The sequence below is a fragment of the Niallia sp. HCP3S3_B10 genome, from assembly GCF_052064465.1.
In the GTDB taxonomy this organism is placed as follows: Bacteria; Bacillota; Bacilli; order Bacillales; family Cytobacillaceae; genus Niallia; species Niallia hominis.
In genome coordinates this window covers 1-14,037 of record NZ_JBQHVO010000066.1, presented here as the reverse complement: position 1 = coordinate 14,037, position 14,037 = coordinate 1, and the positions used below count along the sequence as shown (strand labels likewise).

The following is a 14,037-nucleotide window of genomic DNA, read 5'->3' as shown; positions in this document are numbered from 1 at the left end:
CGACAAATTTCGACAGTTTTGCTATATACATTAATACTATACTAATGTACATCAATGATAAAAAAATGTGAAAGAAATTATAAAAATCCTTCTAAAGGGGGCAGTGAAATGAGATCTGATATCAACACAGCTGATTTAGAATCTATCTTGTCTGTGATTGAGGATGACAATCGTTATATTCGAAAACTAAATCTAGAATATAGGATAAAAGATAATAAATTCTATATTGGTTGTGTATATGGAGATACATTTAATACGTTAATCAAGAAAAATTACTTAGAGGCATTATCGAAAGAAGTAATTAATATGTACGAGAGATGCCTATTCCCGTTAAGCATACTTAAAATTCATGATTTTACTATAAATATAGAAATTAATGATAGAGGGGGATTTATACAGGAAGAGCAATATGTAGAAATTATTATCCCTGTGGAAGCATTTGATAAATTATCGACTTTGTCCCAATTATATAGCAAGTTTAAAAAGCTTCTCCCTCTTTATCCAATAATAAATTCGATAGAGGTTCAAGGAGAAAAAAAACGGCTAAATCAAATCCGAATTCACCTCTATACTAATGAAAAATCCTATTTGAAAAATGAAAACAAAACGGATTTTTTAGGACAATGGGTAGCGAGTTTTAATAATTTTTTAGACTATATTCCAGAAGCGCCGTTTAACACTAAAGTTAAAGTTCAAAATGGAATGCTAAACCCAATACAATTAATAAATGAAGAGGAGAAATGGTAATGGTTCGAATAGGAGAAAAAAGTATAAATGAGATTATGGTAACGATTAAGGAAAAACAATTAAACTTATCAAAATTAGAATTTAAAACGAGAGATAAGTTCGTTTTAATAGGGCCAATTGGTACAGAGAATATCAAACAAGAGGATGACTATTATGAGAATATAAAAGAAAATCTTATATTTGCTAATTATAGTTGGCTTTCACCATTATGTGATGATCTAAAATGTCCTTTTCAAGGACATTTAGAAGTCTTACCTTCAGGAGAAATGAACCATCATAATATTGATTTAACAATTAGTATACCTCTATCAGCAAGCCGAGAAAAGGCAATAATAATGAGTACCTTATATGAGCAATTTAAGGTCTTAGAAAAATATCGGAATTTCATCCAATATTTTGATGTAAGTGGTTTTAAATACATGACTAATCTCATTCATGTAAGTTTAAAAATTCCAGGTAATAAAATTACACCTCTTTTAAAAGAAGCAAAAACAAAACCTGTAAATAAACAAATTGTTTCTCAATGGTTAGCTACAGTAGAAAATATCATGGATCAGAATTCGAATAACTACAGTTATTCACAAAAGGTTTATGCTGTTGATGGTAGAATGCAATCCACTACATTTGAGTCGAAATTCACTTTTAAAGTTCATCAACGAAGAGGGATTTTTAATGATTAGAAATCGAATCAAAACAATCATGTCAATATTTATATTCGCACTTTTATTGATTCCTACAAAAGCATTGGCAAATCCTTTTAGTGATGCTCCATCCATGGATGATATGATTACAAATTGGGGAAATTCCATAAATGATTCTGCACCAATAGTATCTAGTTTATTTTCATCCCTCTTTACTATAATGTTCTTGATTGGAGTAGTTAGGCTAGGGTATTCAATTGTTACTAAAACTGGGCAAGTTATGAAAGGAGCTACTGGTGTATTGATTTGGGCTCCAATTTCTTTCTTTATAATTCGTATTTTTTTAATTGTATTATTTACAATGACCACAACGAATGTTACACTGTTTGCAACTGATGTAATAAACTTATTACAGTTATCTGGCTTTTATACAGTAGTGGGAATGGCATTGGTTGGATTAGTTATGTTTCTATTCTATAAACTTTTGAAACACCCTGAATTTGGTAGATGGAGTAAGAGACTATGGGCATCTGCGGGATTTCTATTAATCATTAGCTTTATAATCCCTTATGCATTTGGTGCAGCATAATAAAGAAGGTGATATCTTGTTGTCTTTAATAGTAGATAATACAAAAAATACGAAAGAAAAAGTTTATACTTGCCGGAATTCTTGTGATCTTTATGATTTTATTACAGAATCCTGTTCAATTAAAAATAAGGTAGATGTAGATAATCCTTTAGTTGTTTCAAAATGTAGTAGATATTTACCCACAAATAGTTTGGAAATAGATATAGATTTAAACCAAGCTGAATTTGACAGATTAGAAGAAGAGGAAACCTCTTACCATTTGATACAAGGACAAATTGAAATCTTAAAAAAATCGTGCTATCCTTTTAAACCAGATTTCCCAGCTGGAAGAACGGATGCCAATTGGTATGTTTCTCCTTGTCAAGAATACGGTTGTTGGATAGTTAATGATTACAAGAAGCCAATTGTACTAGTTAGTCCTAATCCCGGAGAAAAAGTATATAAGTCGGCAGTACCGCTTCATAATCATAAAGCGTCAAAAGGTTTAGCATCACGAATAGCTTGGTATATTGATGAAAATGGTATAGGTCAATATGTGACTTTACTAAATGGACATATTCTAAAATAACAAACCCATTGAAGTATTGAAGTATACGTTGATATCTATCGATGTAAAGGATATAATAAAATCAATAAATTGAATATCTAAAGGGAAAAACCCTATCTGAGTAAGACGCTTTTGGTGTCTTATTTAAGATAGGGTTTTTTTTATTTCTAAGGGGGTGACGAGCATGAAGGGATGTATTTTTATTGTTGAAAATGAGAATTTTACTTTTCGAAAAGGCTTTAAAGATCTATTGGAGGTGAAATTCGGTAAAGATTATATAGTCTCGACAAAAGATAGTCTACAAGATACATTACGTGGTGAGCCAAAACTTGTAATACTCACACAAGAGGTTTTAAAAGAAGTAAATGCTATGGAAAAGATAAGGACCTTGTACGAGTATGGTACTAAGTTCGTTTTGATTAAGGAAAATGATAATGGCTTTCCTTTTGAATTAAATATGTTTAACGGTTTTTTATCCAAAAGAATGTCTACTAAAGAAATGACTGAAGCGATAGAGAACGTATTGTTACATGGAACAATCTATGTCCATCCTGATATAGGTGCATATATCTTATCAAAATATAACCGTTTTGTTGATGTCTTAAAAACAAATGAAGAGGTTCGGTTGTGAATGAGGTAATAAAATTATGTTTTATTTAAAATTACGATTGTATTTGTGGTAACTTGTGTTATGATTATTTTAAATATAAGAATTGGAGTGATCATAATGGCAAATACATTGTTGGTTGTTGTTGGAAATCAAGATAAAACGTTAAAAAAAATGGGCGAGAGATTTGAGCTTAAAGTGCTACATCATCCTGGAGAGTCGAAAAAGTCAGGAAATAAAAAAGAATACCAAACTCTAATCAATAAGGAGGATTGTGTAGTTGTGTTAAAAGGGGCTATAAATCGTAAATCTATGATTATGGTTAAGGAGATTTGCAAAGAGCAAAACAAAACTATTGTTTATCATCAAGGACGCGGAGTAACTGGAGCAATTCAATCATCACTTGCTTATTTTGAAGGATGGTCTGCATAAAAAGGAGCTAAGATAATGTTCTTCATCACTACGGACATTAAAGGTGTAAATGGTAAGATTAGCGTATTTTATAAAATTTCTATTTCAAATGAAAAATTTAAAAAGTATTTATTAGAACTAGCTTATCAAAAGGTAACCATACATTTAGAAATTAAAAAGCAGCATTTTCCTATGTTTGGTAGAAATAAAGGAACTAAAATCATTTTCTCTGTTAGTTTGCTAATTAAGAGTCAGGACTGTTTAGAGGACTACATTTTAAGTGGGACGACTTTCACCTTTACTGAGATGGGAGAAGCATTGGAGTTTGCAAAAAATGTTAGAAAAGCAACTATATCTTATTTAAGAAAGCAAGAGAAGAGATATAAATGGAAGTGCCGCCAAATTAATTGGAGCACATATCTTAAGGAAAAAATTATGTTGTAAAAGGAGGATGTAAGGTGATATCAGCTATGTTTCGTGATGGAAGAATTATCTCCATTAATGAATATAATGATGATCTACACAACCAAGAAATTTATTGTATCGATAAAAGCTGCAAAGCACCATTGGTTCATGTGAAAGGTAACGAAAGAACAACACCTCATTTTAAAACCACAGGTAAAAATGAATCTAAGCATACCTCTTCCTGTGGATTTTACAGACCTCTTTCGTTTGAAGAGAGCCTTTCGAAAATTAATGACTATCAAAGTGATTTTATAGAACAAGGGATAAGTGAAACAGTGATTAAATTAAGCTTAAATAAATTAGATCCTGATTATGAACCTAGAAGTATCCAAAGAGAAGAGAAAGATGAAGAAAAAAAGAAAAAGCAAACAATCAAAATAAAAAACGAAACCGCTCCTCCCAACAGCATCAGCTCACTGAAATCTATAGTTAAATTGTTCTCCACCTATGAACCAGATATTCTTAGCAGCATTTTAATTCAAGTGAAAGGACACAAAATTCCTATTTCCAATTTGATTTTATCTCAAGAGGTAGCTCATGAGAAGTTATGGTCAGACATGGCTGTACTTAACCTTCCTTATTTAGTTCATGGAGAGATAGAAACATTAAATAGAAGAGATAAAGTTATTTACTTGAACTTTAAAAAAATTAATAATATCTCATTTTCAATTGTTATCTTTGAAAAATACTTTAAGTATTTCTCCTATACGGATGAAGAATTAATTGGAAAGTACATTCTTTGTTGGGGACACCTACATAAAAATACATTTAACGATAAGAATTTTACCAATTTAATAATTAAATCAGACGAATATATAGAAATCATAAAAAAGGGATGAATTAAATTGATTGAACAAGAAGAAATAGAAACTTTAGAAGGCAGCCCTATAAAAGGGATATTTTTAGGGTTGTGTTTCTCCATTCCGCTATGGATTTCTTTGATAGGTTGGATTAAGATATTTATTTCTATATAGAATAATTTTTTTGAAACGGGTTTCCCCTACATATAGATAAATTCAACTTGTAGGAGAAACAAAGAGGTGAGGTTGGACATGAAAAGGGTGGGTTACTTAACTAAGAAAACCTCTAAAGGAAAGGTATATTTGTATATCCGCAAATCTTATAGAGAAGGAAAGAAGGTAAAACATCAATATCTATATGGATTTGGACCAATTGAAACGGCCAAAGAAAAGCTATATAAAATTTTTGAGGAAGAAATAGAATTCCCAAAAGAATTGAAGATAAATGGATTTAATCTAGATGATGTCTATGATTGGATATTAACTTTAGAAACAGGTGTAACAAAAAGTGGAAGGTTATTTGATATAGGCTGTTTTCGAAAATAGATAGGAGTATAGATATAAGATGATGAGTCAAGAAGAGAGAACAAAAATGAAAACATATGTAAGGAAAATTCTTATTTTTTTTATAGTATTGTTCATCGTAAGATCATTTATTTTTGTTCCTTTAAAGGTAGATGGAGAATCTATGAAGCCTACACTACAGAATGGTGATTTAGTTCTAATAAATAAATTTAATACACCGGATAGATTTTCAATCATAATTGCCCGTCTTCCATCAGGAGAGAAAATAGTAAAGCGAGTAATTGGGTTGCCAGGTGAAACGGTCCAATACAAGAACAATCAATTGTTTATAAATAATGAAGCTATTGATGAGGTGTTTATACCTAAAAACAAAGATATTTATACGGAAGATTATGCTTTAGTGGGGAAAGTACCAGCTGATCATTTATTTGTATTAGGGGATAATAGACAATTTAGTACGGATAGTAGAGAAATAGGAACAATTCCTATTGAAAGTGTAGAAGGCTGCATTGGAATGCGTTATTGGCCTTTAAACAAAGTGTCTATTTCAATCGGAAAGGATAGTTTTAAATGATTATTTTTCTTCTAATATGTGTTATATCGTTAATGTTTGTTATTGACTACTTGAAAAGAAATATAACGGAGTTGAAAAAAGAACAACGAAGAGACAGTTTGGAACATAGAAAAATCCAACAATTCATAAACGTAAGTAATGGTACTGAAATAAGAGAACGAAGTGGAATGAAAAATGGGCAATTGAAAGGTTACTCTAATAAAAGCAGTTATGAAACTAACAAAAACTCTAATGAGTTTTTCAATAATAATTTTTATTTTGAAAATGGAAATGTCCTAAGGGAAATGATTGAAAATTCAAACGAGTCATCAAGTAGTTCTGATTATACAAACAATAATTCTTATGATTATTCATCTAGTGATTATAGTAATGACTCTTCAAGGGATAGTTCTTCATCTTTTGATTAAGGAGGAAAATGTAATGAAACAAAAAATAGCAATAATGACCCTCAGTATTATTTTATTATTTTTCACAGCATATAGTACAGCCTCTGCAAAGGTATCTTTAGGGAAAACCGGAGGTTCTAGTGTGAAAAGTTCTTCTATTAATAGCGGTAAGGTTAGCTCAGTGAAATCAAAAAATAATACAAAAACCAATGCAAAAACTAGTCCTAGTAATATTAAAAGTAAAAATGCTGCAGCAAATGCAACTAAAGGAAAAAATAAATATAAAGGACAAGCTTATTATAAGGGGAATAATTTTAGCAAAACATTATTAACCACTGCTGGTGTGTATTTGATTTTAGATTCTGTGACCAATGAAGGAGATCCGATATACGTTTCTGCTGAAACAGGCGAACCAGTTAAAGTTGAAGAATTGAAAGATGTAAAACCTGTTGAGGATACTGAACCGATTACTGAAGAAGAAAAGGAAGAGGCGAGCAAAAAGGTAAATAGTTATTATGAATTAATAAGACAAGGGAATTATGGAACAGCAATTAAAGAGCTGTTACTATCTAAACCGGAAATTGAAAGTCAATTAGTGCCTGAAGATAAGAGAAATACCTCTGATATTCAACAAGTAATAAAACAAATATCCCAATTTTATACTAGCAAAGGTAATTCTGTTGCTACTTTTAGCATAGAAGATGCTAAGGAAATCGATGGAAGAAGTATTTTGTTTACTGCTTCGTTAACTGACTCCAAAAAATATACCTATCAAGAAAGAATCGTCGCTATTAAGTTTGAAAATCAATGGTATTTAACTTTTGATCTAGTAGATGATGCTGTTAACCAAGTGATCGATGAACATGATTTAACCCCAAGGGAAGTAGTTACTAAATATTATAAAGAAGTAATAAATGCAAACTATGGGGCTGCAAGCACTTTAGTCTCTAAAAATCAAAGCTTTACAAAGGGGAAGACAGATGAAGAAATTAAAACTGAAATGATTGAAGCATTTAGTGAAAACGAAAACCCGTTATCATCAATAGATATACTTAAAGAGAAAAAAGAAAATGATCAAATGTATTCTTTCACAGTTAATCTAACTCATCTATATCCTGGATTTTTTGAGGATTATATAGAGAAAACAACTGAGGTTGAAATTAAAGCTTTATATGAGGGAGGAATGTGGAAGCTTAACTTTGATGATGAGAAAAAGGCAAGTAGCAAAAACGAATCCCCCTTTTTATCACTAGATGATTTAAAGATCCTGCTGCATATCGTCTTTATAGGTGCTTTATGTATTTCAATAGCGATAATGTTAAGCAATGGTTTAAAAGATCGGAAGAAGCTTAAAATGACCATTATAAAAGGGAGAAGGTAATAACATGCAAATAATATTATGGATAGAAAAAATACTGTTGGTTTTTCTTATTGGTTCATTATTATTTAAGATTCATTATTCTCGTAAATATTTGGACCAATTAAAAAATCATAAAAAGGTAAGTTTTATAAATGAAATTGATATTCCTTATGGGAAGAGCATAGGGAAAGTTATTGAGTTTTCTTTTCCTATTAATGAATATGACCCTCTGAATCCGAAATGGAATCTGATTTGGTCCATGAGAAAAGAAAATCTTAGGGTAAGTAACCGTTACTACGAAGTAAATAAAAAGAGATTTGCTTTCAAGCTGGACAATAGCAATTATTACTTATTCAGAAATGAAATTTTGATTCCTTTATCAAAAATTAAAGAAGAATATTTTGTGATTCATTTTAATGAAGAAATTATTTATTCGATTTCGTCATTGGAAGACCTCTCTAAAAAACTTTCTGAGCAGGATTTAAAAAAAGAGATAGAGAGAGTTATAGGTTTTATTAAGGAAATTTCTGAATATGCTAATGGAATTGAAAAGCAGGCTAGTCAAAAAGTAAAAATCTATCAAGATGAAAAGATGAAAGATTTATTAAAGAAACATCATTTAGCTATGGAACAAAATATAAAAAAGGTGCAATTGATTAACAAGATCAAATAAATAGAGAAGGAGATCAGGTATGTTGTTTTATATTGATGTATTGGGGGCAATTCTGAAGATACTTGGTTGGATTAAATCATTGATAGAAATGATTGATAAGTAAAAGGAGAATTAGTATGGATATTACAGAGAAAAAGGAAAAACTTAAATGGACATGGGGTGATATAGGGGCCCTACTAACAGTAATAGGAATAGTTGGATTAGTTATTTATTTTGTAACAAATACTATAATGTTTTTCTATGATCTACGTGATGAGGATAATTATAATTACCAATTCGAAAGTTCTAATATCATTTCATACGATATGAAGATTAAAAAATCAAACAGCTTTTTATCAAAAGATGATTATAACATATATGTAGAAAACGAATACGGACAAACAAAAATACTTAGTTACATTAATTTATACGTTGAGAAGGGAGATGAAAACAAATTAGTTGTGGTTCAAACAAACACTAAAAAAAATAAAAATGTAGGAACTGATTATGTTTTTTTTCTAGATAAAGATAATTATGCTTCTTTTAATAGAGAGTTTGCAAAAACCTTCAATAAAGAAACAAATTCCTTTTATAACAAAGATATTTTGGAAAAAGCAATAATTAATTAATAAAAGACGACCTTTACCAAAATTTTTGAAGCAAGTAGAAGTAGATAGACAATGTGTAGTAGAAAGGAAGGATATTATGTCAGATGAAAGTATTCTTTATAAAGAAGCAATGGAACAGATTGATGTACTTGTGGAAGATGTTATACAGACTTGTTTAGAGGTTGCTGATAAAAGCGATTTTGATAGAGTATGGGTGATGGAGAAATTTAGAAGTAGATTCAATAAAGCAAAACGAACAAAGGACTATAATGAATCCAATTGGAGAATGAGACTATAACGATTACAGACTAAAGGAGAGGGTTTCACATATGTTTAAAAATAAGAAAAGTAAAGAAGAAGAAATGGAAAATATAGAAATTTACCATTTTCAACCTAAACCCAATATGAAATTAGCTATTTTTGAACAAATGTGGTCTAAAGAAATAGACGGTGTGAAGTATCTTTCTATTGAACATTTTATTAATGATGATAAATATATTATTCACGATGTGAGGATATTCAAAGAAAGTAAGAATGGTCATACTTTTAGAAATAAAAGCTTTTAAAACTTTCCTATTGTAATTCTCTTTAGTGCGATATTTACAGGAATCAGGCTCATTTGAAACTTCTAATACATCTAGCAGTAGATTTTCTATGTCTTTGATAATAGTGTCGCTTAAATCATTTACTATTAACGAGAACACTGGATTTTCCTTATCCAGTATTTTCTTAACATTATTTAATTTATCATAATGGTTTTGTTCTAACTCAAACAATTTAGATACGATTTCTTTTCTATCCATGAAAGTACCTCATTTTTGCTTAAATATTTCTAAAAATTATAATCCCCAATCTAGTTTAAATATATAAAGGTAAATATTGTATTATATGCAAAATAACCAATCGATATTGGAAGATGTAAAGGATATGACTCCTGTGGAAATAATCTTTTTCCATTCTTGATCTGGATCCGCCTTTTTAACTGTCTCGCTTGATAGTGATAGGTCGCTTCTGGAATGCTAACCACTACAAGCACATCTTTTAATCGAAATCCTTCTTCTTTGAGTTCGAATGCCAGTGCTGCTTGTGCTTTGCGAGGAAAGGCATTCGGATTCTCCTGAAAAGCTCTTAACTTTTTTAAATAAGCATTTTCTAAACGAAGAAGTTCAATTTCACGTTCTAATTGTTCTTCACGAGATAATTTCTTTTCTTCTTTAACAGGTTTTGCTTTTCGTTTTTTAGACATAGGAGGCCGCCTTTCAATTTTCCCTTCAGGCCTTCTATACCTTCTCTCGAAAATATACTGTACCAATTCGCAATCAAGGTTAGATTATGCAAGTTAAATCGAAGCGCTGTATCTTGGTATGAAGCACCCGTCTTTTTTATAAAGTGTAATACATCGACATTAAATTAAATAGAAAAAACCTGTTTGGACTGCTTCTTACGTAACGATCTTCTTTAAAAGCTTTGTAGGCACGTACCCAACGTTGGATTTATGCATGATTAGGTATACCGTGTTTTTTCGCTAATAAAATATTCCTAAAGAACCATCTAAATACTCTTTGACAATTTTTAATTTAAATTCTTCACTATATTTGTCCATATAAAAACACCCCAAAAGTTAGTAGATTTGACTCTAACTTTTGGGATGCAGCACCAGAACCTGCTCTATTTTGGTTTAAAATTGGTGCTTAAATTTCCCCACAAGATTTTTCCTCATAATATCTTCAAGAGATAACACTACTTGATCTTCATATTTTTTTTCAGGAGAGAGTAATTGACAATTATCATATATTAAATAAATAGTGATATATTTACTGTCATTCCCATCCACTTGATAAGTCTCAAGCATATTTGCATACAATTTGTTGATTTTTTCATTACTAAAAAAATTTTGTATTGCCATTTGACCTGCCAATCCTTTCCACCAAGCTGAAAAAGACTGATATAAATAATTGAATACCTCTTGTTTAGTAAAAAGACTTTGGGCCAAAAGCTGGCTATTTTCATTAATAGTCGTTTTATCCTGCCTATTATATTTAAGCAATATCTCATCCCAAACGGCATTGAATCTAGTCTTAAATTTTTCGTGATACCCGTTTTCGATAGGTATGTATGGGAATTTTGGCAATTCATAGTTTACAGTATTATTTAAATAACAATTTTGAATATATATTAAAAAGTTTAATTCAAAAGGAGTCTGTATTTCCAAATGTAAATTATATTTATCCTTATACATCATTTAACCTCCCCGTGGTCTAATTAATATCTCTTTTTTGAAACACTGTTAATGATATTAACATGAAAATAAAAAGATAGATTAAGTTAACAGACAATGAAAAGGGTAAAGTTAACCCTTCAATCTTTCCTTGTGAACTTTCCAGATAATAAGTCATATCGTTCGAAAAGATAAAGAATTTAGCCCAAGTGCTTTCGGATGGTATAAAGCTATTTATTAGATTTCCTGTAAATACTAATACTATTCCTGCAGCCACAGATACAGAGGCATTCTTAGTTAGAGTTGCTATCATAAATACTAAAGAAACGAATACTACTGTTTGTAAAAAATTCAAGAGATAATAGTATAAAGAACTTATTAATAATGACTCTTTGATAATTTCTAAATCATCATTAACTATATAAGCAGCGTAGTTTAGACTGTCATATCCAAATACTAAACTACCTATAATCCAGCATAAGAAATAAAACACTATGTACATTAGTAAAGAGAAACATATTGCAGTAACATATTTAGATAGTAATATACTCCATCTTTGATGAGGGCGTATCAAGATCATTTTAATAGTTCCCCATTTATATTCATTAGTTACAGCTCCAACAGTAATAATTATCGAAAAAATTGTTAAAAGAAAACTAAACTCAGGGATTGTGCTTTTGGCGAAAGTAAATCCATTTTGATTGTAAGGAGAGATGTCATTATCCAGATGGAATTGTAATCGCTTGATGTCTTTTTCATATAATAATTTAGTTTCATCTGATGGGTTTTCAATAACATTTTCTATAGACTCCGTATAATCCTTTATATCCTGAGTTAGTATAGTTTTCCAATTTTCGGTATATTCGGGAACGGCTTCCTTTGCTATAAATGTTGCGCCAATAACACTAGCCAACATAATGAAAAAAATGATTAATGCGGAATACCCTGAAAATAATTTCATTATTTCATTCTTTAATAGATTAAGGAAAGACATTAAGAACTCACCTCTCTAGTTAAATCTAAAAACTGTTCTTCTAGGCTATTCTGTTTTGTTACAATACCTGTGACTATTACCCCATTTTTCACAAACTCTTGATTAACCAATGCAATATTATTTGAGTCTATTTTTACGGTTACCTTATATTCTTCAACATTGATTTTTTTTACAGGAAATAATCCTGCTATAATTTCTTTTGCTTTACTAGGGTTATTCACAGTGAATTCTACTACATTTTCAGCACTAGCATTGACTAACTCATCTATCGATCCTGTTTTCAATATTTTCCCATTATCTATTATCACAAGTTTATCACATAAAAGTTGCATCTCGGACAATAAATGACTTGATATTAAAATGGATGTTCCTTGTTTAGTTAACTCTTTTAGATAACTCCTAAGTTGATATATACCTTGAGGGTCTAAACCATTTGTTGGTTCATCTAATATTAACAATGAAGGCTTATGAATTATTGCTTGAGCTATACCTAATCGTTGCTTCATTCCTAAAGAATAGGTCTTAACTTTTTTATTAATTGCTGCTTCAAGACCTACTAATTTTACTACCTTCTCTATTTCACTTTTACTAATTTTACAGTTAGACATACGTGCAAAATGAATAAGGTTTTTATAGCCAGATAAATATCCATACATTTCCGGATTTTCTATTATACCACCTACATGTTTCATTGATTCTATAAATTGTTTTTCAGTATTAATATTGTTTATATATATGGCTCCAGAAGTTTTAGATACTAGACTGACAATTATTTTTAGAGTTGTTGTCTTCCCAGCGCCGTTTTTTCCTAGTAAACCTAATATTTCACCTTCGTTTATGCTAAAAGAAATATCATTTAGTATTGTTTTTTCTCCAATTTTTTTCGTTATGTTTTTAACCTCTAGTATTGTTCTTGTCATAGTATGCTCCTAAATATGAATTATTGTTTTGGCATCAGTTCTTCAACGGCTTTATCACCTTTTAATGCTTGGTCTGTTATTTCTAAAATGCCTTGAATTGTGTTTTCCTTATCAAATCCAACGCCATAATTATGACCTGTTGTTGAGATATACATTAAACTGAATCCCTTTTGATGTTTAAGCGCCTCTATTTGCTTATCAGACATATTAGGAGGTATATGTTCACTTCCATATAAATCCAATTCTTTTAATAATATATAGGTCGGATTACTATATCCCACAAAGATAATTGGAAGAGAAGTTTGCTTAGGAATCCAATTATTAAGTCCATTTTTAGTTGTCTTGTTTAGAATATTTTTATCAATTAATACTGGTATTGGTTGAGAGAGTGAATTAAATTCTTCTTCTAACTCTTTAAAACTATTCACAACAATTACGTTATTCTCCTCTAATTCTTGCGGTTTAAGTATAGAATTTTCTTCCCCTGTTAAATAGATCGCTTTTTTACTTTCATTGAAAATGCTTAAATTTGAGCAACCATATAGCATAATACTTAGAAGAATAATCGTTATGTAATATGTATTCTTTTTCATTTTAACCACCTTGGCCATTTTTTCAAAATATTTGAAAAACCCATCATATAGATGAGTTTTTCAAAATGAATTGATTTAAGAATTAATTCGGATAAGCTGTGACACCTGGTAAAACATTATAAGCTTTTCCATTTGTAGCATAAGCTGTTCCAGTTAACGTGGCAGATTTTTTGCTCTTACCCGCAGATTCTGTTCCACCTTCAGCTCCCCAACCTGATTCCCAAACACCAACACTCGTTCCATTACCAAATTTGATAGTACCGCTAAATGCATAAGCCGCATATACACTAGCTGGATTTACCTCCCAGTAAAACCCATTGTTCCATAATGCGTATTGTAGGAAGAATCCTCTTGATTTCCATAAGTATCAGAATGGGTTGAATCCAAATCGATAAATAAA

22 protein-coding genes and 1 pseudogene are annotated in these 14,037 nt (G+C 30.4%); 17 read left to right on the top strand and 6 right to left on the bottom strand.

The features are described 5' to 3' along the window. Window positions 1-108 precede the first annotated feature (108 nt). The 17 genes from ACTNDN_RS20860 (at window position 109) to ACTNDN_RS20780 (ending at window position 9,478) form a co-directional block, all read left to right on the top strand. Complete coding sequence (locus ACTNDN_RS20860; protein ID WP_441132075.1) at window positions 109-747, top strand: hypothetical protein; 639 nt, start codon at window positions 109-111, stop codon at window positions 745-747. Continuing rightward, window positions 747-1,427 carry a hypothetical protein gene (locus tag ACTNDN_RS20855; RefSeq protein WP_251628143.1) on the top strand — a complete coding sequence of 227 codons (681 nt, stop codon included), beginning with the start codon at window positions 747-749 and terminating at the stop codon, window positions 1,425-1,427. Before ACTNDN_RS20860 ends, ACTNDN_RS20855 begins: the two co-directional genes overlap by 1 nt. Next, window positions 1,420-1,977: a hypothetical protein gene (locus tag ACTNDN_RS20850; protein WP_441132073.1), complete on the top strand. Its 558-nt coding sequence runs from the start codon at window positions 1,420-1,422 to the stop codon at window positions 1,975-1,977. The genes ACTNDN_RS20855 and ACTNDN_RS20850 overlap by 8 nt, the downstream gene beginning before the upstream one ends. Before the next feature lie 19 nt (window positions 1,978-1,996). Continuing rightward, the gene (locus tag ACTNDN_RS20845; RefSeq protein WP_441132071.1) at window positions 1,997-2,545 is read left to right on the top strand and encodes a hypothetical protein; all 549 of its coding nucleotides are present in this window, start codon (window positions 1,997-1,999) and stop codon (window positions 2,543-2,545) included. 163 nt (window positions 2,546-2,708) lie between these two features. Continuing rightward, window positions 2,709-3,155, top strand: a complete 447-nt coding sequence (locus tag ACTNDN_RS20840) for a hypothetical protein (RefSeq protein WP_441132069.1) — start codon at window positions 2,709-2,711, stop codon at window positions 3,153-3,155. A 96-nt stretch (window positions 3,156-3,251) separates the two neighbouring features. Beyond that, entirely contained in the window at window positions 3,252-3,563 is a 312-nt protein-coding gene (locus ACTNDN_RS20835; RefSeq protein WP_441132067.1) for a DUF2325 domain-containing protein, read from the top strand. A 15-nt stretch (window positions 3,564-3,578) separates the two neighbouring features. Then, window positions 3,579-3,986: a hypothetical protein gene (locus ACTNDN_RS20830; RefSeq protein ID WP_441132065.1), complete on the top strand. Its 408-nt coding sequence runs from the start codon at window positions 3,579-3,581 to the stop codon at window positions 3,984-3,986. Between the two features lie 14 nt (window positions 3,987-4,000). Then, complete coding sequence (locus tag ACTNDN_RS20825) at window positions 4,001-4,846, top strand: hypothetical protein (protein ID WP_441132063.1); 846 nt, start codon at window positions 4,001-4,003, stop codon at window positions 4,844-4,846. A 6-nt stretch (window positions 4,847-4,852) separates the two neighbouring features. After that, the gene (locus ACTNDN_RS20820) at window positions 4,853-4,981 is read left to right on the top strand and encodes a hypothetical protein (protein WP_441132062.1); all 129 of its coding nucleotides are present in this window, start codon (window positions 4,853-4,855) and stop codon (window positions 4,979-4,981) included. Window positions 4,982-5,110: 129 nt separating this feature from the next. Continuing rightward, complete coding sequence (locus tag ACTNDN_RS20815) at window positions 5,111-5,353, top strand: hypothetical protein (protein ID WP_441132061.1); 243 nt, start codon at window positions 5,111-5,113, stop codon at window positions 5,351-5,353. 19 nt (window positions 5,354-5,372) lie between these two features. Continuing rightward, window positions 5,373-5,906 (top strand): signal peptidase I, encoded by a 534-nt coding sequence (gene lepB / locus ACTNDN_RS20810; protein WP_053215780.1) that lies wholly within the window; start codon window positions 5,373-5,375, stop codon window positions 5,904-5,906. A 71-nt stretch (window positions 5,907-5,977) separates the two neighbouring features. Beyond that, a complete protein-coding gene (locus ACTNDN_RS20805; RefSeq protein ID WP_441132059.1) occupies window positions 5,978-6,313 on the top strand; it encodes a hypothetical protein in 336 nt (111 codons plus the stop codon). Window positions 6,314-6,326: 13 nt separating this feature from the next. Beyond that, window positions 6,327-7,673, top strand: a complete 1,347-nt coding sequence (locus ACTNDN_RS20800; protein ID WP_341123867.1) for a hypothetical protein — start codon at window positions 6,327-6,329, stop codon at window positions 7,671-7,673. 4 nt (window positions 7,674-7,677) lie between these two features. Next, the gene (locus ACTNDN_RS20795) at window positions 7,678-8,325 is read left to right on the top strand and encodes a hypothetical protein (protein ID WP_441132056.1); all 648 of its coding nucleotides are present in this window, start codon (window positions 7,678-7,680) and stop codon (window positions 8,323-8,325) included. A gap of 116 nt (window positions 8,326-8,441) precedes the next feature. Then, a complete protein-coding gene (locus tag ACTNDN_RS20790) occupies window positions 8,442-8,933 on the top strand; it encodes a hypothetical protein (RefSeq protein ID WP_441132054.1) in 492 nt (163 codons plus the stop codon). A 76-nt stretch (window positions 8,934-9,009) separates the two neighbouring features. Next, window positions 9,010-9,210: a hypothetical protein gene (locus tag ACTNDN_RS20785; RefSeq protein WP_441132052.1), complete on the top strand. Its 201-nt coding sequence runs from the start codon at window positions 9,010-9,012 to the stop codon at window positions 9,208-9,210. A gap of 31 nt (window positions 9,211-9,241) precedes the next feature. Then, window positions 9,242-9,478, top strand: a complete 237-nt coding sequence (locus ACTNDN_RS20780; protein ID WP_441132051.1) for a hypothetical protein — start codon at window positions 9,242-9,244, stop codon at window positions 9,476-9,478. Between the two features lie 287 nt (window positions 9,479-9,765). Here the strand turns inward: ACTNDN_RS20780 and ACTNDN_RS20775 are convergent, their stop codons facing one another. The 6 genes and pseudogenes from ACTNDN_RS20775 to ACTNDN_RS20750 form a co-directional block, all read right to left on the bottom strand. Next, the gene (locus ACTNDN_RS20775; protein ID WP_441132050.1) at window positions 9,766-10,158 is read right to left on the bottom strand and encodes a hypothetical protein; all 393 of its coding nucleotides are present in this window, start codon (window positions 10,156-10,158) and stop codon (window positions 9,766-9,768) included. A 432-nt stretch (window positions 10,159-10,590) separates the two neighbouring features. Continuing rightward, a complete protein-coding gene (locus ACTNDN_RS20770) occupies window positions 10,591-11,151 on the bottom strand; it encodes a hypothetical protein (protein ID WP_441132048.1) in 561 nt (186 codons plus the stop codon). Between the two features lie 19 nt (window positions 11,152-11,170). Further along, complete coding sequence (locus ACTNDN_RS20765) at window positions 11,171-12,124, bottom strand: ABC transporter permease (protein ID WP_441132046.1); 954 nt, start codon at window positions 12,122-12,124, stop codon at window positions 11,171-11,173. Next, window positions 12,124-13,044, bottom strand: a complete 921-nt coding sequence (locus tag ACTNDN_RS20760) for an ABC transporter ATP-binding protein (protein ID WP_441132044.1) — start codon at window positions 13,042-13,044, stop codon at window positions 12,124-12,126. Before ACTNDN_RS20760 ends, ACTNDN_RS20765 begins: the two co-directional genes overlap by 1 nt. A gap of 20 nt (window positions 13,045-13,064) precedes the next feature. After that, on the bottom strand, window positions 13,065-13,637 hold the full coding sequence (locus ACTNDN_RS20755) for a hypothetical protein (protein WP_441132042.1): 573 nt from the start codon (window positions 13,635-13,637) through the stop codon (window positions 13,065-13,067). Window positions 13,638-13,946: 309 nt separating this feature from the next. Then, window positions 13,947-14,037 (bottom strand): annotated as a pseudogene (locus tag ACTNDN_RS20750) (transposase); the annotation flags it as partial.